This is a genomic window from Altererythrobacter sp. B11, assembly GCF_003569745.1.
Classification (GTDB): Bacteria; Pseudomonadota; Alphaproteobacteria; order Sphingomonadales; family Sphingomonadaceae; genus Croceibacterium_C.
Window position 1 is genome coordinate 1,522,083 of the sequence record NZ_AP018498.1, and the last position, 20,963, is coordinate 1,543,045.

A 20,963-nucleotide genomic window follows, 5' to 3' on the forward strand; every position below is an offset into this window, starting at 1 on the left:
CCTTTTTACGGCCTAGCGGGCGGTGGTTATTCCTGCTCGCGCGGCGGGGCGACGTTGCGGCTTTCGATCAGCCACTTGCCGCCCACCTTCACCACATCGTCCACCCCATTGCCTACAGCGGCGACTCTCGGCTCTGGCTTGCTTCCGGCGGGCCCGCCGAACACGGTCTGCCAATAGTAATGCACCCGCGCGCGGGTGGGGGAAAGGAACTCGATCGACTGGTTGGACATGATGTGGTGCATCGCCCCCAGTTCACCGCGAGCGCGGCGCGGGGCCTGGCTCTTCTCCATGTCGGCGATCATCTTGTGGAGTGCGTCGTGGCCCTTCACTTTCAGGAAGGCGCCGTCCTCGGTGAACACTTTCACATACTCGTCGGCATTGAGCGTGTCCGCGGCGCGGACATAGTCCCACATCAGCTTTTCGATGGCCGCGCGCTCCACCGATTCGCGCAGCACCGTGTCCACGTCCAGGCCATTGGTCTGCTGGGCGCCCGCGGGCAGGGTGGCCGGATCCCAGTGCTCGTCGGCCTTGCCGTCCACGAAGCGCCAGGTGTCGAACCAGGTGGTGGTGTAGCTCTTCGTCGGATCATCGGCATAGGGCACCTGGCGGACCGTCAGCACGGTGACGTAATCGCCTTCCGCCTGCACCGCGACGATCGGGTTGGTGAGCTTGGTGCAATTGTCCTTCGGCTGGCGCTTGGCCACTTCGATGAAATAGCGCTGCACCCCGGCGAGGCCCGAGGCGGCGAGCGGATTGTGCTGGATATAGCGATCGGTCAGCCACTCGCCCGCGCGCTGCCATTGGTCGCATTGCAGCAGTTCGCGCATGATATGCAGCGCGGCCTGCTTGTTGCGCTGGAGCTTGGGATCGTTGCTGGTGAACAGCGATTCCGGATCCGGATGCGCCACCACCGGATCGCTCAGCGCGCGCATCTGCGCCTGGGCGGTGAACGGGCTGCACGCCAGCACGGCGGCAAGCAGATAGATCGATTTCCTCATTGGCATCCCCCTTGGGTGTTTTCCTACCCTTCGCCGGCTTTGTAGCCGGGGGGAGGGGCCTTGGGAACAGGGAGCTAGAGGCCGGCGCTCTTCAGCCAGTCGTGGAAGATGCGCACCGGGCGCGTTTCCAGATCCACCGGGCGGCACACGAACCAGTAGCTGTAGGGGCTTTCCACCTGCAGCCCGTCGAACAGCTTGGCGAGGCGCGGGTCGTTGTTTCGCCGCATGTGATCGTCATGCATCATGGCGATGCCAAGCCCCTGCGCCGCCGCTTCCAGGATCAGCTGGCCGGAATCGTAATGATCCACCGCGCTGGGCTGCAGCGCCTGATAGCCGAGCGCCGCTTTCCATGCATCGAAGCTCAGCGGCATGTCGGTGTGGAGGAGGAAGGTCTGCTTCTCCAGCTCGGGGATACCGGGGGCAGGACCGAGCTCTTCCAGCAGGCCCTTGTTGCACATGGCGTGGATTGTGTTCTGGTCCAGCTGAACGCCATGGAACCCGGCTGGCGGATTGGTGGTGAGCAGGATCGCCGCATCCAGCGTATCGCCCACTCGGTCGATCAGATGCGGCCCCGTGTCGATATCGATATGCAGCCGAGGGTGCAGCTGGCGCAGTTCCGGCAGGCGAGGGAACAGGCGCTGCGTGCCGAACAGCGGCAGCACGCCCAGCCGCAGGCGCAGCAGCTGGAAATTCTCCGACTGCGCTTCCACCGCGACCGCCAGCGATTCCAGATGCGGCGCCACCGCGTCATAGAAGGCGCGGCCCTCGTCCGTCAGCTTCATCGCCTGCCCGGTGCGGGAGAACATCTTCTTGCCGGTGAAGTCCTCCAGATTGGCGATTCGCCGCGACAGTGCCGACGGGCTGAGGCCGAGTTCGTCCGCGGCGGCGCGGGCGGAGCCCAGGCGCACGACACGCACGAACGCCTCGAGTGCGCGGAGGGGAGGAAGACGGCGCATTGCTTTCAGTGTTCAGAAAAATGCAACAGAGTCGAGACGGGAATTGCGCATAGTCGGGGATGATTTGGCAGGTTCTTGATTAATATCTTTATTTTGTCGCACCTGCGAAGCGAACCCGGTCACTCAAGCAAGTTGAGAAGGTCATGCGGCAAGCGCAACACCTCCGCACTACCTCCTGCGCCTTTCCGCGGCGTGAATGCCGCCCGGCTTACTCCTCCTCCGCTTCCGCTTCCTCGGGCGGATGCAGGCGCAGCCGGGTGACATGCGTTTCATCCCCCGCCGTCACCTCGATCCGCCAGCCGCTCGGATGGTCCAGCACCGCGCCCGGCTGCGGCACCTGGCCGGCCAGCACGAAGGCCAGGCCGCCCAGCGTATCGACCGCCTCCTCCACTTCGGCGAGGCGCGGATCCTTCACCGTCTCCGCCACGTCGTCCAGCTCGGCGCGGGCATCAGCATCCCACATGCCTTCGCCGATCGGCACCACCAGTTCGATCGGCGCCTCGTCATGCTCGTCCTCGATGTCGCCGACAATCTCCTCCACCAGATCCTCGATCGTGATGATTCCGTCGGTGCCCGAAAACTCGTCGATCACGATCGCCAGATGGATGCGCCGGGCGCGCATGTCGGCCAGCACGTCCAGCGCGCCGCGCGCCTGCGGGACATAGAGCGGCTGACGCATCAGCACGGTCCAGTCCGCCGGCGGCGGCTTGCCGTTGGCGAGATAGGGAAACACATCCTTGATGTGGATCATGCCGATCACCCGGTCGAGCGTGTCGCGATAGACGGGCAGGCGCGAATGGCCGTGCTCCGCAAAGGCGCCGACCACCTCTTCCCAGCTCGCCGCGGCCGACACCGCGATGATCTCGCCGCGCGGGATCGCCACGTCATCGGCATCATGCTCGCTGAAATGCAGCAGGTTGCGCAGCATGGTGAGCTCGACCGGCGAAAGATCGCCGCTGCCGGGCAACTGGCCGGCGGCCTGCTCCCCTTCATGCTCGTCGATTGCTTCTTCCAACTGCGCGCGGAGCGACGTGCCGCCCCCCTCGTCGAAGAGCCGGCGGATCACATTCCACAATCCGCCCCTACTGTCCGCGTCTCCCTTGCTGGATTCGCCCGGTCTGGAATCTTCGGGCATCGCCCTGCCACTTTCCCCTTGTTGTGCTGAGCCGTTCATCACCGAACGTCGCGGTCGCCATATGGGTCCGCGATTCCCATGAAGGCAAGCGCCTTTGTTTCGAGCGCTTCCATCGCATCGGCATCCGCGGGCGAGATCTCATGGTCATAGCCCGCCAGATGGAGCAGTCCGTGCAGCACCAGATGCGCCGCATGATCCTGAAGCGAAACGCCTTTCTCCGCCGCCTCGCGGGCGCAGGTGTCATGCGCCAGGGCGATGTCGCCGAGCAATTCGGGCGGCCCCTCCGGCGCCAGATCGAGCAAGTCCTCGCGCTCCAGCATGGGGAAGGACAGCACATTGGTCGGCTTGTCGCGCTGCCGCCACTCGCGGTTGAGCTCGTGCACCTCCGCATCGGAGGTGAAGATCACGCTGGCCGAAAGGCGCGGATTGCCCAGCTCGGGTGCCACCTTTGCCGCACACTCCGCCACCCGCTCCGCCAGCGCCTCCCACTCGCCCGCCGGCCAGGGTTCCGCCACATCCATTTCAAGCTGCATGAGGCTCTCGGTTCGTCGCAGCTGGTGCACGCTTGGAACGCCGTGGAACAGGGTTCATCGGCAGAAAACCGGGCCTGAGGCGCGCGGGCGCTTTGCCGGGTGCGGGACGGGGGGAGGCGGCTGTGGACATGGCCTGCGCATAGCGCGATCGGCGGCCGGTAGGAAATGCTGAGGGCGGGTGTTGGTCAACGCCGGGAGGAAGGCGCGTGGCCTTCGACAGGCTCAGGCTGAGCGGGTGGGGTGTGGGGGGTGACCCCCAGCTAACCTTCGTCATTCCCGCGAAGGCGGGAATCCAGCCGGAGGCAGCGCGGCCCGCACTGGATCCCCGCCTGCGCGGGGATGACGAAGGAGGGGCTAGGCCGCACACGGCTCTGAGAGGTGACGAGGTTGGATGCTGCGCGGCCGCCTTCCCGGCGGCGCGGCCACCACCGCTCGTCCTGAGCCTGTCGAAGGACGCGCGCGGCGGTCAATGGCGCTGCTTAGCCACCCCTGCTTTGCAGATAGGCCTTCAGGCCGACAGGATACAAATCAGGCCTGCCATCCAAATCCAACTCATCGAGATCGAACCACCTCGCCGCGCAAGTTCCACCATGAGCCTCTTTGAAGTCGATGCGCTCGCAGTCTTCAAACTTTCCTCTCGGAAAGCAAACGTCGAAGACCGCCAGGATCTCATGTCCAGTGGCGCCCTCGTGAAGGTAAATGTTCTCGAAAAAATGCGGGCTTCCCAGAGGTGCGACGCACACACCTAGTTCTTCCTCGAACTCCCGGATGACTGCATCCTTCAACGTCTCGCCGAATTCCACACTGCCACCCAATGGCCGTACACCCTTCAGTCGGCCATTATCGTCTAGAACCTCGGCAGCCAGCAACCGGCCATCACGCCAATGCAGACCAATGGCCTTTACGCGGATTGCCGAGTCGGGGCGCCATGTAGTCATACGAAGATGCAGTAGCGCATTACGCAGTCGGGCGCAGGGGCGAGGGGCGCGCAGGTGCGCTTTACGCCAGACGTAGGCGGTAGCGCGTGGCCTTCGACAGGCTCAGACTGAGCGGGTGGGGTGTGGGGGTCGACCCCCAGCTAACTTTCGTCATTCCCGCGCAGGCGGGAATCCAGCGGGAGGCGGGCGAGGTCCGCGCTGGATCCCCGCCTGCGCGGGGATGACGAATGGGGGGAGGTTCGCGCGGCGCGGGTGATGACGCGCAGCGCGCTCCTAAGCGTTCGGCCCCTCGTATGCCTCGACAATCCGCCCCACAATCGGGTGGCGGACCACGTCGGCGGTGGTGAAGCGGGTTATGCCGATGCCGTCCACGCCTTCCAGCCGGGCCACCGCGTCGGCAAGGCCGGAGTGGCCCATGCCGCCGGGGATATCCACCTGCCGCGGGTCGCCGCACACCACCATGCGGCTGTTCTGGCCGAAGCGGGTGAGGAACATCTTCATCTGTTCGCGCGTGGTGTTCTGCGCTTCGTCCAGGATCACGAAGGCATCGGCCAGCGTGCGGCCGCGCATAAAGGCGATCGGGGCGATTTCGATTTCGCCGCTGGCGATGCGCCGGTCCACCTGTTCGGGCGGCATGCAATCATACAGCGCATCGTAGAGCGGGCGGAGATAGGGATCGACCTTCTCCTTCATGTCGCCGGGCAGGAAGCCCAGCCGCTCGCCCGCTTCCACCGCGGGGCGGCTGAGGATCAGGCGCTGGACGCTGCCGGTGATGAGCTGGCTGACCGCCTGCGCCACGGCGAGATAGGTCTTGCCGGTGCCCGCCGGGCCGAGCGCGAAGATGATGTCGCGGCTGGCGAGCTGGCGCATGTAATCCGCCTGCATCGCGCTGCGCGGGCTGATCGTCTTGCGGCGGGTGCGGATCATGATCGGCGGGCCCTTGGCCTCGCCGGTGATGATGCCATCCAGCATCGGCTCGTTCGACATGGCGATCATCGCTTCGATGGCACCGGAATCGAGTTCGCCGCCGGCCTGCAGCTTCTCATGCATGGCGACCAGCACCTGGCGCGCGCGGGCCACTTCGTCTTCCGTGCCTTCGATCACCACCCGGTCCCCCCGGGCAGCGATGAACACGCCGAGGCGGTTTTCGATCTGGACCAGATTGGCATCGAATTGCCCGAAGAGGGGGCCGAGCATCGCCTGCTCGTCAAACCGCAATTCTGCCCGGGCGCGGCGCGCGGCGTCGCGGCGGTCTTCGGGATGGGCGAGTGCCGAATCGCCTTCGGCACGGGATGCTTTGCGGGCCATGCGCTCCTTTCGGGCTGATGCTCGAAAGATAAGGCCCGCGGGGCGGGAGGCAAGCCGCCAGCTGTCATATGCCGGTGGAAAGTCTTGCAAATGCCATGGACCGCCGGTCAGGCGATGGCGGGTTGCTCCACTCGCCCGCGGACCGAATTGGGCCCGGCCTCGGCCAGTTCCACGCGGACCAGATCGCCGATCGCCGCCGCGCCGCCCGCTGCTTCATCGAAGAACACCGATTGCAGCCAGGGGGATTTGCCCAGCCACTGGCCCGGATGGCGGCCGCGGCGTTCCACCAGCACATCGCAGCTGCGGCCCACGGAGGCCTGGTTGAAACCCAGCTGATCGCGATTGAGCGCGGCCTGCAGGCGCTGCAGCCGGTCGTCCATCACCTCGCGCGGGACTTGCCCTTCCATGGTGGCGGCAGGGGTGCCGGGGCGGGGGGAATATTTGAAGCTGAAGGCCTGGGCATAGCGGACCGCGTCCACCAGCCGCAGTGTCTCTTCGAATTCGGCCTCGGTCTCGCCCGGGAAGCCGACGATGAAATCGCCCGACAGCGCGATATCGGGCCGCGCGGCGCGGAACCGGTCCAGCAGGCGCAGATAGCCGTCCGCCGTATGGCTGCGGTTCATCGCCTTCAGCACCCGGTCGGAGCCGCTCTGCACCGGCAGGTGGAGATAGGGCATGAGCTTGTCCACCTCGCCATGCGCGGCGATCAGCCCGTCGGACATGTCGTTGGGATGGCTGGTGGTGTAGCGGATGCGCGCGAGGTCCGTGATTTCCGCAAGGCGGCGGATCAGCCCGTCCAGCCCGACGGCGCGGCCGCGATCGTCCTCGCCCGACCAGGCGTTGACGTTCTGCCCCAGCAGCGTGATCTCGCGCGCGCCGCCAGCCACCAGCCGCTCCGCCTCGGCCAGCAGATCGGCGAAGGGGCGGGAGATTTCGGCGCCGCGGGTGTAGGGCACCACGCAATAGGTGCAGAACTTGTCGCAGCCTTCCTGCACGGTGAGGAAGGCCGAAGGACCGACCTTGCGCCGCGCGGGGAGGGCGGCGAATTTGGCGTCGGCGGGCATCTCCGTGTCGGTGGCGCGGCGGCCGGCGACGGCCTCGTCGATCATCTGCGGCAGGCGGTGATAGGCTTGCGGGCCCACGACCATGCCCACCGCGGGGGCGCGGGCCATGATCTCCTCCCCCTCCGCCTGGGCGACGCAGCCGGCGACGGCGATCATCGGCGGCTTGTCGCCACCCGCCTTCACCAGCCGGCCGATATCGGAATAGACCTTCTCCGCCGCCTTCTCGCGGATATGGCAGGTGTTCAGCACCACCAGATCGGCTTCCTCGCCTTCGGGCGCGGCGGACAGGCCCTTCTCGGCCAGCAATTCGGCCATGCGTTCGCCATCATAGACGTTCATCTGGCAGCCGAAGCTCTTGACCCGATAGGTCCGGGGGGCGTCACTCTGTCGCATGGCAGCCGCTTAGGCGAAATGGCCGCGAAATTAAAGCGGGCGCGGGGGCGCGGGTGGCAGGGCGGCAGCGATGGCCGCGCGCGCCGCCTCCGCCATGGCCTTGCGCGAATGCAGCGCCTCGTGCGCCAGCGGATCGAGAAAGCGGATCGTCAGGCGCACCGGGCGCGTGCGGCACAGGATGCGGCGGACATTGTCGGCGCCCGGCTCGTCCCCCAGCCAGGCGATTCCTTCCGCATCCTCATAGACCAGCGCGACGGGCTGCACGGTGAGATCGTCGAGATCGTCGCCCGCGCGCTCGACGGAGGAGAGCAGCGCGCTCTTGAAGGGCAGCAGGCCGCGCCCGTCGCCGGTGGTGCCTTCGGGAAATACCGTCATGCGCCGGCGGGCGAGGGCGGCGCGCAATTGCGCCACTTGCCCGGCAATCGTGCCGCGCCGCTCCCGCGCGATAAACAGCGTGTCGTTCTGGTCGCACAGCCATTTGAGCAGGCGGTGCCCGGCAAGGCCGCCATGCGCGACGAAGGCGCTGCGGCTGACACCGGCGAGGGCCAGAATGTCCAGCCAGCTGACATGGTTGGCGAGCAGCAGCAGCTTGCCGTGCGCGGGGCGGCCGATGCAGCGGATGCGCAGCCCGCACAGCCAGCCGACCACGCCGAGGAAATGCGGCGGGATCGCGCGGCGCAGGCCGCAGGCGGTCAGCAGCAGCTGGAACGGCACGACGCAGGCGAAGACGCACAGGATCGCGCCCACCCGCAGGACGAGGAGCAGGCGGCGCGGCGGTGCTTGCGCGCGCTCAGTCCTCGCGGTCGATGCGGACGCCGTAGAGCTCCATGCGGTGATCGACCAGGCGATAGCCGAGCTTTTCGGCAATCACGCGCTGGAGCGCCTCCAGCTCGGGATCGACGAATTCGACGACCTTGCCGGTCTCAACGTCGATCAGGTGATCGTGATGCGCTTCGGGCGCCGCTTCATAGCGGGCGCGCCCGTCACCGAAATCGTGCCGGTCGAGGATGCCCGCTTCTTCGAACAGGCGCACGGTGCGATAGACCGTGGCGATCGAAATCTTGGGGTCGATCGCCGATGCGCGCGCATGCAGCGCCTCCACATCGGGGTGATCACTGCTTTCCGACAGCACGCGCGCGATCACGCGGCGCTGCTCGGTTATCCTCAGCCCGCGTTCGGCACACAGCGCTTCGAGGTCGATGGCTTGCTGCACACTCTATCCCGTTCAAATGCAAAACGCCCCGCCACTATGGTCGGGGCGGGGCGTTTTTACAACCGCGGTGGTCGAGCTGTCCTCAGCTCGACGCGGCGGCCTTGCGGCGCCCGCGGCGCTGGCCGGGCTTGCGGCCGAGACCGATCTCCTTGGCGAGGGCGCGGCGCTTCTCCGCATAGTCGGGTGCGACCATGGGATAGTCTGCCGGCAGGCCCCAGCGCTGGCGATATTCGTCCGGCGTCATGTTGTACTGCGTCATCAGGTGGCGCTTCAGCATCTTCAGCTTGCGGCCGTCTTCCAGGCACACGAGGTGATCGGGCTTCACCGAGGCGCGGATGGATACGGCCGGTTCCGGCTTTTCATCCTTCTGCGGTTCGGCGCCCAGGCCGGCAAGCGCGCCGTAGACGTTCGAAATCAGCGAGGCCACTTCATTCACCGCCACCTCGTTGTTGCTCACATGCGCGGCAACAATGTCGGAAGTAAGCGTGATGAGGGTCTCATTCATATCTGTTTCGAGATTATCCATCTCATCTCCTTTTTCTTGATGCGCCGCGCCGCGCTCTTCAAATCAGGGCGTCGCAGCTTCACCGCGGCGCCATGTGCAACACGGGGCGTCCATTTACAAGGCTCGGCAAGTAAAAAATCGGCCGAACTACTGGTCCAGCTGCGGTATTTAATTGTTCTGATTGTCGCGTCCGAAGGTAATCGCGTCGATCGGCTGGCCTTGACCCCGGCGATAATAGTTCTTTCGCCGACCTATCCTGTGAAAACCATGGCGCAGATAGAGCGATTCGGCCGGATTGCCATCGCGCATTTCCAGGAACAGCCGCGTGGCGCCGCGCCCGCGGGCGGCATCGGCAAAGCGTTCGATCAGCCGCGCGCCCACGCCGTGGCGGCGGCAGGCAGGGTCGACCGCGATCAGCAGCAGTTCTTCCTCGTCCAGCACCCCGCGCGAGAGGACGAAGCCCACCGCCGGCGCGCCCGGTGCGGGCGGTGCGCCATCCGTGCCCGCCAGCAGGTAATGCGTGTTCGGCAGCGCCAGTGCGTCCTCGACCTGCCGCCGCGTCCAGGCTTCCCCGAAGGCGGGATCGAAGGCCGCCTCCATCACCGCCATGATCCGATCGAGATCGTCCATCATCACGCTGCTCATGCACCGCCTCCGGGCAATTTGGCGTCGGGAGCGCGACCATAGAGTGGCGTCAGGCGCTCCGTCAGGACAGATTTCGGCAACAACGGCACGTATCGGGCATCGGGCAGCAGCGGCAGCGCACGCCCGCTGCCGCGCTGTGCCACCAGCGCCTCGGCCTGATTGCCGCAGACGAGATCATGCCGCAGCGCCTGCGCCGCACGATCGGGTGGGAGCGAGGCCAGCGGCCCTTCCGCTTCGCCGCCCGGGGCGAAATCCTGCACGAACCATTCGCCATGTCCGCCCGTCATGCACACCGAAACGCCCCGCTCCTCCCCCGCTTCCCTCCGTGCCATGGCGGCGAGCAGGGCGAGGGTGGGGTAGCCGAGGATCTCCGCATTCCACGCCAGCGCCAGCGCGCGAGCGGCGGCGAGGCCGATGCGCACGCCAGTGAAGCTGCCGGGGCCGAGCGACACGAGAATACGCTCCGCCCGGCCGCGCCCGGGCATCTCCGCGATCATCGGCACGAGCCGTTCGGCATGGCCGCGACCGATGGTCTCGGCGTTGCCGGCCAGCAGCACGCCATCTGCGAACAGGGCGGCCGAGCAGGCCTCCGTCGCGCTGTCTATCGCCAGGATGCGCACGTGGAGGCGGAGCTACAGCAGCTGGTTGAAAACGTCGAAATCGGGGCGGGGGCTGCGGGGGAACAGCGTATCCCGGTCCCCATAGCCGATGGAGCAGATGAAATTGCTCTTCCACTTGGGGTGGTCGGCGAAGAAATCGGCATCCACCGCCGCATTGTCGAAGCCCGACATCGGCCCGCAATCGAGGCCCAGGGCGCGGGCGGCGAGGATCAGATAAGCACCCTGCAGCGTGCCATTGCGGAAGGCGGAGCGCTTGCGCGCTTCCTCATCCCCCGTGAACCAGCTGCGCGCATCGGTGTGCGGGAACAGCCAAGGGAGCTGTTCATGGAAATCCTCGTCCATCGCGATGATGGCGCAGACGGGCGCGGTGAGGATCTTCTTGCGATTGCCTTCGGCGGCATGCTGCGCCAGCCGTTCCTTCGCTGGGCCGGACTTACACCACACGATCCGCGCCGGGAGCTGGTTGGCCGAAGTCGGCCCCATCTTCACCAGTTCCCAGATTGCATGGATCTGCGCATCGGTGACTTCGCGATCCTGCCATTCGCTGAAGCTGCGCGCTTCGCGGAACAGCTGGTCGAGCGCGGCGGAATCGAGCGGTTCGGCCATGGCGATTACTCCCTGTGCTATCCTTGCGAATCCGATCTGTCGGCCGTGGCCGGCGGGACGATCAGGCGGCGCGGACTTCGCTTACTTCGGGAACATAGTGCTTGAGCAGTCCCTCGATCCCGTTCTTCAGCGTGGCCGTGGAACTGGGACAGCCCGAACAGGCACCCTGCATGGTGAGATAGACAACGCCTTCGCGGAAGCCGCGATAGCGGATGTCGCCACCATCGCCCGCCACGGCGGGCCGCACGCGGGTTTCGATCAGTTCCTTGATCTGCGCCACGATCTCCGCATCGGCGGGATCATCGCCCATGTCCTCGTCCTCCGGCGGGACGGCGATGCCGCTGGCGCTGCCGGCGGCGAACAACGGGGCCTGGCTGACGAAGTGATCGAGCAGGACCGCCACCACCTGGGGCTTCAGCATGCTCCAGTCCACGCCCGGCGCAGCGGTAACGGACACGAAATCGCGGCCGAAGAACACGCCCGTAACTTCGCCCGTATCGAACAGGGCTTCCGCCAGCGGGGAGGCTTCGGCCTCTTCCGGGCTCGCGAAATCGCGCGTGCCGGACGGCATCACCTGCTGCCCCGGCAGGAACTTCAGCGTGGCGGGATTGGGCGTGGTTTCGGTCTCGATGAACATGCCGCGGATGTAGGAGCCGCGGGCGCGCGCGGCAAGGCCGCAGGGGCGGCGGAATGGCGATGGCCGCGCGTGGCCTGCGACAGGCTCAGGCTGAGCGGGTGGGGTGGCCACGCCAACGTCACCCTTCCTTCGTCATTCCCGCGCAGGCGGGAATCCAGTCCGGCGGCGGCGCATTTCGCGCTGGATCCCCGCCTGCGCGGGGATGACGAGGGGTGGAGCGGATCACCCCTCCCGCTCGTCCTGAGCCTGTCGAAGGACGCGCGTTATTCACTGTCCCTTCATCCCTAGCCCCCCTATTGACGGGCCATGACTTTCTCCCTGCGCGCCCTGCGCTTCCTTGCCCCGCTGGCTCTTCTCGCCCCGCTTCCCACCGCTGCGCAGCAGGCGGCCGCGCCGCTGCCGGTGGCGCCCGAGCAGGCGGCCATTCCGCTCTATGCCCAGCCGGACGATCCGTGGATCTATCGCGGCACGGACATTCCGGTGGATGGCGACTGGCTGTTTGGCGAGATGCCGAACGGGGTGCGTTATGCCGTGCGCAACAACGGTGTGCCGCCGGGGCAGGTGTCCATCCGCGTGCGGATCGACGCCGGATCGCTGTATGAAACCGATGCGGAGCGGGGCTTCGCCCATCTGATCGAGCATCTGGTGTTCCGCGAATCGGAATATCTGGGTGATGGCGAGGCGATCCCGCATTTTCAGCGACTGGGCGCGAGCCTGGGCAATGATACCAATGCGATCACCAGCCCGACGCAGACCGTGTTCAAGCTGGACCTGCCGAATGCCCGCCCGGCGACGCTGGACGAGAGCATCCGCCTGCTTTCCGGCATGATCCGCGAGCCGGTGCTGAGCCAGAAGAACATCGACACCGAGGTGCCGATCGTGCTGGCCGAACGGCGCGAGCGGACCGGGCCGGAATCGCGCATCGCCGATGCCACGCGGCAATTGTTCTTCTCCGGGCAGCGACTGGCGGAGCGAGGCCCGATCGGCGATACGAAGACGCTGCAAAACGCCAGGGCGAGCGCCGTGCAGGCTTTCCACGATCGCTGGTATCGCCCGGAAAACGCCGTGATCGTGGTGGTGGGCGATGCCGATCCGCAGCAGCTGGCGGTACTGGTGGAACGCTATTTCGCGGACTGGAAGGTGCCGGGCAAGCCCGCGCCGCAGCCCGATTTCGGCAAGCCGGATGCGCCCAAGGGCGCCGATCCAGCCAATCCCGTGGGAGAAACGCGGGTGCTGGTGGAACCGGGCCAGCCGCGCGGGCTGACCTATGCCATCCTGCGTCCCTGGCATCAGGTGACGGACAATCTCGAATACAATCGCGGCCTGCTGATCGATGCCATCGCCGAGGCGATCATCAACCGGCGGCTGGAAACGCGCGCGCGGGCCGGCGGCAGCTTCCTGTATGCCGCCATAGAGGAGCAGAAGACCAGCCGCTCCGCCGATGCGACCTATGTCGCCTTCGCACCGCTGACTGCGGACTGGAAGACGGCGCTGGCCGATGTCCGCGCGGTGATCGCCGATGCGGTGGCCGAGCCGCCGAGCCAGGACGAGATCGACCGCGAGCTGGCGGAATATGACGTCGTCTTCGCCAACATGGTGGAGCAGAGCCGCATCCAGGCCGGTTCCAAGCTGGCGGACGACGTGGTGAATGCGGTGGACATTCGCGAAGCGGTGGCCTCGCCCGAAACGGTGCTGCAGGTGTTCCGCACCATGCGCGATCGCTTCACGCCCGAGGCCATTCACGAACATACGCAGGAGCTGTTCTCCGGCCCGGTGATCCGCGCCATGCTGCTGACGCCGGAGGCGGGGGAGGCAACCGCGGCCGATCTGCGCCAGGCGCTGCTGGCGCCGGTGGATATGAGCCGCGCCGGGCGCAGCGATGCCGCGCCGATCAGCTTCGCCGATCTTCCGCCCGTGGGCGTCCCGGCCGATCCGGTGACGCGCGAGCCGCTGGGCGTGTTCGATGTGGAGAAGGTCACCTTCGCCAATGGCGTGCGCGCTCTGCTGTGGCCGACGGACAACGAGCCCGGCCGCGCCACGGTGCGGGTGCGCTTCGGCCGCGGCTGGCAGGCCGTGGGCAAGGATGAAGGCGCCTATGCCGCGCTGGGCGAGATGGCGCTGGTCGGCTCGGGCGAGGGTGCGCTGGGGCAGGACGAGCTGGACCGGATCGCCACCGGCCGCAAGCTGGGCTTCGACTTCCGCATCGAGGACGGTACCTTCGTGTTCGAGGGGCAGACCCGGGCGGAGGATGTGGCGGACCAGCTCTATCTCTTCGCTGCCAAGCTCGCCATGCCGCGGTGGGATACGGCGCCGCTGGAACGGGCCAAGGCCAGCGCGCTGCTGACCTATGATTCCTATGCCGGCAATCCCAACGGAGTGCTCAACCGCGATCTCGACTGGCTGCTGCATGATCGCGATCCGCGCTACAAGACCCCGACGCCGGACGAGCTGCGGGCGACCACGCCCGAAGGCTTCCGGGCGGTGTGGGAACGCCTGCTCGCGCAGGGGCCGGTAGAGGTCGACATCTTCGGCGATTTCGACCGGGAAGCGGCCGTGGCGGCGCTTTCCCGCACCTTCGGCGCGCTGGCGCCGCGGCCGATGGAAGGGCCGGCGGTGCTGCCCGCCCCGGCCGAATTCCCCGCGCCCAACAGCAAGCCGATGGTGCTGACCCACAATGGCGAGGCGGATCAGGCAGCGGCGCTGATCGCATGGCCCACGGGCGGCGGATCGGCCGGGCTGCCGGAAAGCCGCAAGCTGGAACTGCTGGCGCAGATCTTCTCCAACCGCCTGCTGGATGCGCTGCGCGAACGGGCGGGGGCGAGCTATTCGCCTTACGTCGCCTCGGGCTGGCCGCTCGATATCGACAATGGCGGCCGCATGCTGGCGCTGGCGCAGCTTTCGCCCACGCAGGTGCCCGCCTTCTTTGAAGCGGCGGACAAGATCGCCACTGACCTTGCCGCCACCGGTCCCACTAAGGACGAGATGGGCCGCGTGACCGAGCCGATGCTGCAGTTGCTGTACCGGCTGCAAACGGGCCACACCTTCTGGCTGAACCAGCTGCAGGGGGCGAGCTTCGACCCCAACCGGGTAGACAAGCTGGGCAGCATCGTGGCCGATTACACCCAGACCACGCCGGAGGAGATCAAGGCGCTGGCAGCACGCTATCTCGCGGCGCATGGCGGCTGGCGGATGGCGGTGATGCCGAAGGGGACGGAAGCCGCCGCCGCCCCCTGATCGGCCCTTCCCGATCGCTGGCGCCCGCCCCCGCGCGGGTGGCGCCAAAGCGATAACCGATGTAACATTTGCGCGGCGGCGCCTGCGGGAGTAGGGGCTCCGCCCTTATCCGCACATCCCCATCCGTAAGCTGGATTTTTGACGTGGCACAGAATTGGACCCCGCAGGGCTGGAAGAGCTTCGAGGCGAAGCATCTCCCCGCCTATGAAGACGCAGAGGCGCTGGAGGCGGCGGAGCGCACGCTCGCCAATTATCCGCCGCTCGTCTTTGCGGGCGAGGCGCGCGCGCTGAAGGCGGAACTGGCGGAAGTGTGCCATGGCCGCGGTTTCCTGCTGCAGGGCGGGGATTGCGCGGAAAGCTTCGCGGAATTCCACCCGAACAACATCCGCGATACCTTCCGCGTGCTGCTGCAGATGGCGGCGGTGATGATCTTCGCCAGCAAGATGCCGGTGGTGAAGGTGGGCCGCATGGCGGGCCAGTTCGCCAAGCCGCGCAGCGCGCCGACGGAGACGCAGGGCGATCTCACCCTGCCGAGCTATCTGGGCGACATCATCAACGGCATCGATTTCAACGAGGCCGACCGCCGCAACGATCCGCAGCGGATGATCCGCGCCTACAGCCAGTCGGCCGCGACGCTGAACCTGCTGCGTGCCTTTGCCGGCGGCGGCTATGCCAATCTGCGCCAGGTGCACAACTGGACGCTCGATTTCATGGGCCGCAGCCCCTGGGCGGACCGCTTCAGCGACATCGCCGACCGCATCGGCGAGGCGCTGGACTTCATGGAAGCCTGCGGCATCGATCCGGAAAACACCCCGCAGCTGAAGAGCGCGCCGTTCTACACCAGCCACGAGGCGCTGCTGCTGCAGTACGAGGAGGCGCTGACCCGGCAGGATTCGCTCACCGGCGACTGGTATGACACCAGCGCCCACATGCTGTGGATCGGCGATCGCACGCGCTTCGATGGCAGCGCGCATGTGGAATTCCTGCGCGGCGTGGGCAATCCGATCGGCATGAAATGCGGCCCCAGCCTGGAGCCCGATGCGCTGCTGCGGATGCTCGACACGCTGAACCCGGGCCGCGAGCCGGGGCGGATGACGCTGATCAGCCGCTTCGGGCATGACAAGGTGGAAGCGGGCCTGCCCCGGCTGGTGCGCGCGGTGAAGCGCGAAGGCCATCCGGTGGTGTGGAGCTGCGACCCGATGCACGGCAATGTCATCAAGGCCGAAAGCGGCCTGAAGACGCGCCCGTTCGACCGCATCCTGTCCGAGGTGAAGGGCTTCTTCGCCGTTCATCGCGCCGAAGGCACCCATGCCGGCGGCGTGCATATCGAAATGACCGGGCAGGACGTGACCGAATGCACCGGCGGCGCGGTGGCGATCACCGACGAGGCGCTGGCCGACCGCTATCGCACCCATTGCGATCCCCGGCTCAATGCCGCGCAGTCGCTGGAACTCGCCTTCCTGCTGGCCGAGATGCTCAATCTCGAAGTGCAGGAACGGCACAAGGACGCCGCCTGATTTTCGTGCTGCCGGCTGCCCTGTAGGGGGCGGCCGGCGAGCGACTGGTGCGCACAGCGGGGCGGGGGCTGGGCTTCCGCCTCGTTTCCGATTTTAGTGCGGCCGTAGCGCGCGTCCTTCGACAGGCTCAGGACGAGCGGGGGGAGTGGCCCGCTGCCCCCTGCTTGGTTATTCCCCCGCAGCGGGAATACCCCCCTTTTCGTCATTCCCGCGCAGGCGGGAATCCAGCGCGGCCCTCGCCACGCCCGCTTTCCCGCTCCACTCAATTCATCGCGCAGCAACGCTTGGAACGCCGTGGAACAGGGTTCATTGGCGGAAAAGCTGGGCCCGCATGAGGGCGTGCCTTCGCTGCGCCTGAGGCCGGAATTCACGGTGGAAAGAGCTCCGTCGGCGTAGCGAAGCGGTGGGGTGTAGGACATGCGGAAGGGGCGGGCATTTCCCACCACCGTCGTCATCCCCGCGCAGGCGGGGATGACGCGCGTGAGCTGCCGACGCCGGACTGGATTCCCGCCTGCGCGGGAATGACGAAACTAATTGATTGAGGACTGGGCGATGCCGAACTCACCCTCACCCTCGTCATTCCCGCGAAGGCGGGAATCCAGTCCGGCGGCAGGGCGCCGTGGTTCCCTTCAAAAGGGAACATCTTTTTCGATTGCGCTTTAAGCTGTCACGACCGTTCGCCATATCAGGACGGCAAGGGAGGACACGCGCTATCGCTTCTCAGCAGGCCCGCCACGGCGCGGACGATGCAGCCAAGCCTACATTGGCGCAGCGTTTCGCCGCCACTCGCCGGCTCAGCACCGCGCTGGCCGAGCCCCTGTCCGAAGCGGACGCGACGGTGCAGTCCATGCCCGATGCCTCCCCGGCGAAATGGCATCTGGCGCACACCACCTGGTTCTTCGAAACCTTCCTGCTGCGCGATCACCTGCCAGGCTATCGCCTGTATGAGGATCGCTGGCCCTTCCTGTTCAATTCCTATTACGAGGCGGAGGGCGCCCGCATCGCGCGTGACCAGCGCGGGCTGATCTCCCGCCCCTCGCTCGATGAAGTGCATGACTGGCGCGAATATGTGGATGCGGCGATGGAGCCGCTGCTGGGTGATCCGGCACTGGCAGGGCTGATCGAACTCGGCATCGCGCATGAACAGCAGCATCAGGAATTGCTGCTGACCGACATCAAGCACGCGCTGAGTAAGAACCCGCTCGGCCCCGCCATGTGGCGCGGGCGCCACGCGGGTGCGCCGCTGCTGCGGGCCGACCAGCCGGAATGGCTTGCCCACCCCGGCGGCATCGCCCGTATCGGCCATCAGGAAGAGGGCTTCGCCTTCGACAACGAAGGCCCCGCGCATCGCGTGCTGCTGGAACCCTTCGCGCTGCGCAGCACGCTGGTGACCAATGGCGAATGGGCGGAATTCATCGCCGACGGCGGCTATCGCACGGCGGCGCTGTGGCTCTCCGACGGCTGGGCCTGGGTGAAGCGCCGCGGGATCGAGGCGCCGCTCTATTGGCGGGGCGATGAGGCCTTCACCCATTGCGGCTGGGAAGCGCGCGATCCGGCGGCGCCGGTGACGCACATCTCCTATTACGAGGCGGATGCCTTCGCCAGCTGGGCGGGCGCGCGCCTGCCGACCGAATTCGAATGGGAAGCGGTGGCGCGCGGGCAGGGCGAGTCCGCCGAACCGGCGCATGATCCCGCAGGCGGCAACCAGCTGGACGCCGCAGCGCCGCCGCTGCCGCGCGGCGGGCATGATCTGTTCGGCGATTGCTGGCAATTCACCCGCTCCGCCTATCTTCCCTATCCCCGCTTCGCCCCGGCGGAAGGAGCGGTGGGCGAGTATAACGGCAAGTTCATGGCCGGGCAGTGGGTGCTCAAGGGCGCCAGCTGCGCCACGGTGCGCGGCCATTCGCGCGCTTCCTATCGCAATTTCTTCTATCCGCAGCAGCGCTGGCAGTTCACCGGCCTGCGTCTGGCGAAGGACGTCTGATGGCTGCTTCCGGCATTGCCCTGGTCGAACTGGATGAGCGCGGGGTGGACAAGGCCTTCCGCGCCGATGTGCTGGAAGGCCTGTCGCAATGGCCCAAGGCGATCCCGGCGCGCTGGCTCTATGACGACGCCGGATCGCAATTGTTCGAGGATATCACGGCCCTGCCGGAATATTATCCCACCCGGTCGGAGCGGCAAATCCTCGAGCATCGGCAGGCGGATTTTGCCCGGCTGATCGGCCCCGGCCGGGCGGTGGTGGAATTCGGCTCCGGCTCGTCGGTCAAGACGCCGCTGTTGCTGGGCGCGATCGATCCGGCCGCCTATGTGCCACTGGATATTGCGGGCGATTTCCTGCGCGCGGCGGCGCGCGACCTTTCGGCCAAGTTCCCCGGCCTGCCGGTCTATCCGGTGGAGGCCGATTTCATGAAGCCGGTGACCCTGCCGGACGAAGTGGAAGACCTGCCCAAGCTGGGCTTCTTCCCGGGCTCCACCATCGGCAATATGGTGGCCCGTACGGCGGTGGATCTGCTGCGATCCATGCGCCAGACGCTGGGCGAAAGCTCGATGCTGCTGATCGGCATGGATCTGATCAAGGATCCGCAGGTGCTGATCGCGGCCTATGACGATGCGCAGGGCGTCACCGCCGAATTCAACCTGAACCTTGCCCGCCGGGTGAACCGCGAGCTGAAGGGCACGATCCCGGTGGACAAGCTGCGCCATGTCGCGCGCTGGAACGACACCTTCGCCCGGATCGAAATGCACCTGGAGGCGCAGGAGGATATTGCCTTCGAAATCTCCGGCCGCGCCTTCGCCATGGAGAAGGGCGAGACGATCCACACCGAAAACAGCCATAAGTTCGACCGGCGCAGCCAATATACGCTGCTGCTGGCGGGCGGCTGGACGCCGGAGGAGCGGTGGCTGGACAGCGAGGGGCGCTTCTCGCTGGTGCTCGCCAGTGCAACCCGGCCGCGCAACGCACCGTGAGCGGGTGGCCGCGCCTCGATTACGCGGTGGACCGGCCGACGATCGAGACGATCCACGCATTGCTGCAACTGCTGGGCAAGCTGCCCGTGCGGCTGCATCCCTGGCTCAACCACGGCTGGCACGTGGCCTTGCGGATGACCCCCTGCGGGGCGATCACCCGCAGCCTTCCGGCGGGCGGGCGGCATTTCACCGCCGAATTCGATTTCCTGCGCGGGCGCATCCGCCTTGCCTGCGACAATGGCGACAGTGCCGAACTGCCGGTGGTGGGCAAGAGCGTGGCCGAAGTGCATGGGGAACTGACCGCGCTGCTCGGCAGCCTCGGCCTGCCAGCGCCGCTATGGGGCGGGCCGAATGAAACGCCCGATCCTGTGCCCTTCGCACAGGATCATGCGCCGCGCCCATGGAATGGCGAAGCGGCGCGGCGGCTGCACGGCGCGTTACTGCAGGCAGATCGCTGCTTCACCGCCTTCCGCTCGCTCTATCGCGGCAAATCCTCGCCCAGCCATCTGTTCTGGGGCAGCTTCGATCTGGCGATCACGCGCTTTTCGGGGCGTGCGGCGCCGGAGCATCCCGGGGGCATTCCCGCGCTGCCCGATGCGGTGACGCGGGAGGCCTATAGCCAGGAAGTGATCAGCGCGGGCTTCTGGCCCGGCGGTGGCGGCTATGACGAGGCGGCCTTCTACGCCTATGCCTATCCCGTGCCAGCGGGGCTGGGCGAACAGCCGCTGCGCCCGCCGCAGGCCTTCTGGCATGCGCCGCTGGGTGAGTTCCTGCTGCCCTATCGCGCCGTCAGCGAAGCGGCCGAGCCGGAGACGGTGCTGCAGGAGTTCCTGCAATCGACCTATGCCGCCGCGGCGAAGCTGCTCGACTGGCCGGAAGGGCTGGTGACGGCGGAGCAGCCCTGCATCGGCCACCCGCCGCACGCCGATTGACTTCGGTCATCGAAAAATCAGGCGGGGCCGCCTATATCGCCAGCATGAATCTGGCACCCGTCTGGGATCAAATTTCGCACAGCCTGCAGGAACTGCCCCAGTCGGGGCTGCTGATTGCGGCGGTGGCGGCGATGTTGCTGGGCATCTTGGGCGCGCTGCTGATGCGCTATGTGCCGGCGCTCGGCCGCCTGCTGCGCATGGTCAGCACGCTGGGGCTGGTGGGCGTGCTGCTGCTGGTGGTGCTGCAGGTTTCGCGGATGGACCCGCGCTTCGATCTGGCGGTGCCGGAGATCGGCCTGCCGGAACAGGTGGTGGAAGGCGGCGAAACGCGCATCCGCCTGGCGCGTGACGGGCACTTCTGGCTGCGCGCGGACGTGAACGGGCATCCGGCCAATTTCCTCGTCGATACCGGCGCCACGCTGACCGCGGTGTCCACGCAGACGGCGGCCGAGGCCGGGCTGGAGCCGCGCCCGGGCGGCCTGCCGGTGCGGATGCAGACGGCCAATGGCGCGGTGGCGGCGGATCTCACGGCGATCGACGAGCTGCGTTTCGGCAATATCGCTGCGCGGGGGCTGGATGCCATCATCGCGCCCGGCCTCGGCACCACCAATGTCATCGGCATGAACTTCCTCGGCCGGCTGGCATCCTGGCGAGTGGAGGGGAATACGATGGTGCTGGTGCCTCACCACCCACAGCCAGAGGTGCCGGTTTCCTGAGAGCGGCGAGCGTTGCTTAATCGTCACGATCGTTACGACATCGTAA

At 66.9% G+C, this 20,963-nt stretch carries 20 protein-coding genes; 6 read left to right on the forward strand and 14 right to left on the reverse strand.

Annotated features, from left to right (window positions below; translation table 11 throughout):
* Positions 1–26: 26 nt before the first annotated feature.
* From AEB_RS07285 to AEB_RS07350, 14 genes are all read right to left on the reverse strand, one after another.
* The gene (locus AEB_RS07285; RefSeq protein WP_119082588.1) at positions 27–998 is read right to left on the reverse strand and encodes a nuclear transport factor 2 family protein; all 972 of its coding nucleotides are present in this window, start codon (positions 996–998) and stop codon (positions 27–29) included.
* Positions 999–1,072: 74 nt separating this feature from the next.
* The gene (locus AEB_RS07290) at positions 1,073–1,915 is read right to left on the reverse strand and encodes a LysR family transcriptional regulator (RefSeq protein WP_231958952.1); all 843 of its coding nucleotides are present in this window, start codon (positions 1,913–1,915) and stop codon (positions 1,073–1,075) included.
* A 247-nt stretch (positions 1,916–2,162) separates the two neighbouring features.
* Complete coding sequence (locus tag AEB_RS07295) at positions 2,163–3,089, reverse strand: hemolysin family protein (protein WP_119082590.1); 927 nt, start codon at positions 3,087–3,089, stop codon at positions 2,163–2,165.
* 38 nt (positions 3,090–3,127) lie between these two features.
* Positions 3,128–3,622 (reverse strand): rRNA maturation RNase YbeY, encoded by a 495-nt coding sequence (gene ybeY, locus AEB_RS07300; RefSeq protein ID WP_119082591.1) that lies wholly within the window; start codon positions 3,620–3,622, stop codon positions 3,128–3,130.
* A gap of 479 nt (positions 3,623–4,101) precedes the next feature.
* A complete protein-coding gene (locus tag AEB_RS07305) occupies positions 4,102–4,560 on the reverse strand; it encodes an NUDIX hydrolase (protein ID WP_119082592.1) in 459 nt (152 codons plus the stop codon).
* Between the two features lie 273 nt (positions 4,561–4,833).
* Complete coding sequence (locus AEB_RS07310) at positions 4,834–5,868, reverse strand: PhoH family protein (protein ID WP_119082593.1); 1,035 nt, start codon at positions 5,866–5,868, stop codon at positions 4,834–4,836.
* 107 nt (positions 5,869–5,975) lie between these two features.
* Positions 5,976–7,325, reverse strand: a complete 1,350-nt coding sequence (gene miaB / locus AEB_RS07315; protein WP_119082594.1) for a tRNA (N6-isopentenyl adenosine(37)-C2)-methylthiotransferase MiaB — start codon at positions 7,323–7,325, stop codon at positions 5,976–5,978.
* A 30-nt stretch (positions 7,326–7,355) separates the two neighbouring features.
* Entirely contained in the window at positions 7,356–8,072 is a 717-nt protein-coding gene (locus AEB_RS07320; RefSeq protein ID WP_172593025.1) for a lysophospholipid acyltransferase family protein, read from the reverse strand.
* A 43-nt stretch (positions 8,073–8,115) separates the two neighbouring features.
* Positions 8,116–8,538: a Fur family transcriptional regulator gene (locus AEB_RS07325; RefSeq protein WP_119082596.1), complete on the reverse strand. Its 423-nt coding sequence runs from the start codon at positions 8,536–8,538 to the stop codon at positions 8,116–8,118.
* An 82-nt stretch (positions 8,539–8,620) separates the two neighbouring features.
* On the reverse strand, positions 8,621–9,064 hold the full coding sequence (locus tag AEB_RS07330) for a MucR family transcriptional regulator (RefSeq protein ID WP_119082597.1): 444 nt from the start codon (positions 9,062–9,064) through the stop codon (positions 8,621–8,623).
* A gap of 147 nt (positions 9,065–9,211) precedes the next feature.
* On the reverse strand, positions 9,212–9,688 hold the full coding sequence (gene rimI, locus AEB_RS07335; RefSeq protein WP_231958953.1) for a ribosomal protein S18-alanine N-acetyltransferase: 477 nt from the start codon (positions 9,686–9,688) through the stop codon (positions 9,212–9,214).
* On the reverse strand, positions 9,685–10,308 hold the full coding sequence (tsaB, locus tag AEB_RS07340) for a tRNA (adenosine(37)-N6)-threonylcarbamoyltransferase complex dimerization subunit type 1 TsaB (RefSeq protein ID WP_119082598.1): 624 nt from the start codon (positions 10,306–10,308) through the stop codon (positions 9,685–9,687). Before tsaB ends, rimI begins: the two co-directional genes overlap by 4 nt.
* A 12-nt stretch (positions 10,309–10,320) precedes the next feature.
* Positions 10,321–10,914, reverse strand: a complete 594-nt coding sequence (locus tag AEB_RS07345; RefSeq protein ID WP_119082599.1) for a malonic semialdehyde reductase — start codon at positions 10,912–10,914, stop codon at positions 10,321–10,323.
* A gap of 61 nt (positions 10,915–10,975) precedes the next feature.
* Positions 10,976–11,551 (reverse strand): NifU family protein, encoded by a 576-nt coding sequence (locus AEB_RS07350; RefSeq protein ID WP_119082600.1) that lies wholly within the window; start codon positions 11,549–11,551, stop codon positions 10,976–10,978.
* A gap of 306 nt (positions 11,552–11,857) precedes the next feature.
* On the opposite strand from AEB_RS07350, the gene AEB_RS07355 reads away from it, so the two are divergent.
* The 6 genes from AEB_RS07355 to AEB_RS07385 all read left to right on the forward strand — a co-directional run bounded on the left by AEB_RS07355 (position 11,858) and on the right by AEB_RS07385 (position 20,917).
* The gene (locus tag AEB_RS07355; RefSeq protein ID WP_119082601.1) at positions 11,858–14,785 is read left to right on the forward strand and encodes a M16 family metallopeptidase; all 2,928 of its coding nucleotides are present in this window, start codon (positions 11,858–11,860) and stop codon (positions 14,783–14,785) included.
* A gap of 143 nt (positions 14,786–14,928) precedes the next feature.
* On the forward strand, positions 14,929–16,302 hold the full coding sequence (locus AEB_RS07360) for a class II 3-deoxy-7-phosphoheptulonate synthase (RefSeq protein WP_119082602.1): 1,374 nt from the start codon (positions 14,929–14,931) through the stop codon (positions 16,300–16,302).
* Positions 16,303–17,065: 763 nt separating this feature from the next.
* Complete coding sequence (gene egtB / locus AEB_RS07370) at positions 17,066–18,286, forward strand: ergothioneine biosynthesis protein EgtB (protein WP_231958954.1); 1,221 nt, start codon at positions 17,066–17,068, stop codon at positions 18,284–18,286.
* A complete protein-coding gene (egtD, locus tag AEB_RS07375) occupies positions 18,286–19,269 on the forward strand; it encodes an L-histidine N(alpha)-methyltransferase (protein ID WP_442858052.1) in 984 nt (327 codons plus the stop codon). The genes egtB and egtD overlap by 1 nt, the downstream gene beginning before the upstream one ends.
* A complete protein-coding gene (locus AEB_RS07380) occupies positions 19,266–20,201 on the forward strand; it encodes a DUF5996 family protein (protein ID WP_119082604.1) in 936 nt (311 codons plus the stop codon). Before egtD ends, AEB_RS07380 begins: the two co-directional genes overlap by 4 nt.
* A gap of 44 nt (positions 20,202–20,245) precedes the next feature.
* The gene (locus AEB_RS07385; protein ID WP_119084524.1) at positions 20,246–20,917 is read left to right on the forward strand and encodes a retropepsin-like aspartic protease family protein; all 672 of its coding nucleotides are present in this window, start codon (positions 20,246–20,248) and stop codon (positions 20,915–20,917) included.
* Positions 20,918–20,963: the final 46 nt, after the last annotated feature.

Bases quoted from the DNA above. Each gene is read 5' to 3' on its own strand.
- AEB_RS07285 (WP_119082588.1), bottom strand. From the start codon at position 998: ATGAGGAAATCGATCTATCTGCTTGCCGCCGTGCTGGCGTGCAGCCCG.
- AEB_RS07295 (WP_119082590.1), bottom strand. From the start codon at position 3,089: ATGCCCGAAGATTCCAGACCGGGCGAATCCAGCAAGGGAGACGCGGAC.
- ybeY (WP_119082591.1), bottom strand. From the start codon at position 3,622: ATGCAGCTTGAAATGGATGTGGCGGAACCCTGGCCGGCGGGCGAGTGG.
- AEB_RS07305 (WP_119082592.1), bottom strand. From the start codon at position 4,560: ATGACTACATGGCGCCCCGACTCGGCAATCCGCGTAAAGGCCATTGGT.
- AEB_RS07310 (WP_119082593.1), bottom strand. From the start codon at position 5,868: ATGGCCCGCAAAGCATCCCGTGCCGAAGGCGATTCGGCACTCGCCCAT.
- miaB (WP_119082594.1), bottom strand. From the start codon at position 7,325: ATGCGACAGAGTGACGCCCCCCGGACCTATCGGGTCAAGAGCTTCGGC.
- AEB_RS07330 (WP_119082597.1), bottom strand. From the start codon at position 9,064: ATGGATAATCTCGAAACAGATATGAATGAGACCCTCATCACGCTTACT.
- rimI (WP_231958953.1), bottom strand. From the start codon at position 9,688: ATGAGCAGCGTGATGATGGACGATCTCGATCGGATCATGGCGGTGATG.
- AEB_RS07345 (WP_119082599.1), bottom strand. From the start codon at position 10,914: ATGGCCGAACCGCTCGATTCCGCCGCGCTCGACCAGCTGTTCCGCGAA.
- AEB_RS07350 (WP_119082600.1), bottom strand. From the start codon at position 11,551: ATGTTCATCGAGACCGAAACCACGCCCAATCCCGCCACGCTGAAGTTC.
- AEB_RS07355 (WP_119082601.1), top strand. From the start codon at position 11,858: ATGACTTTCTCCCTGCGCGCCCTGCGCTTCCTTGCCCCGCTGGCTCTT.
- egtD (WP_442858052.1), top strand. From the start codon at position 18,286: ATGGCTGCTTCCGGCATTGCCCTGGTCGAACTGGATGAGCGCGGGGTG.
- AEB_RS07385 (WP_119084524.1), top strand. From the start codon at position 20,246: ATGAATCTGGCACCCGTCTGGGATCAAATTTCGCACAGCCTGCAGGAA.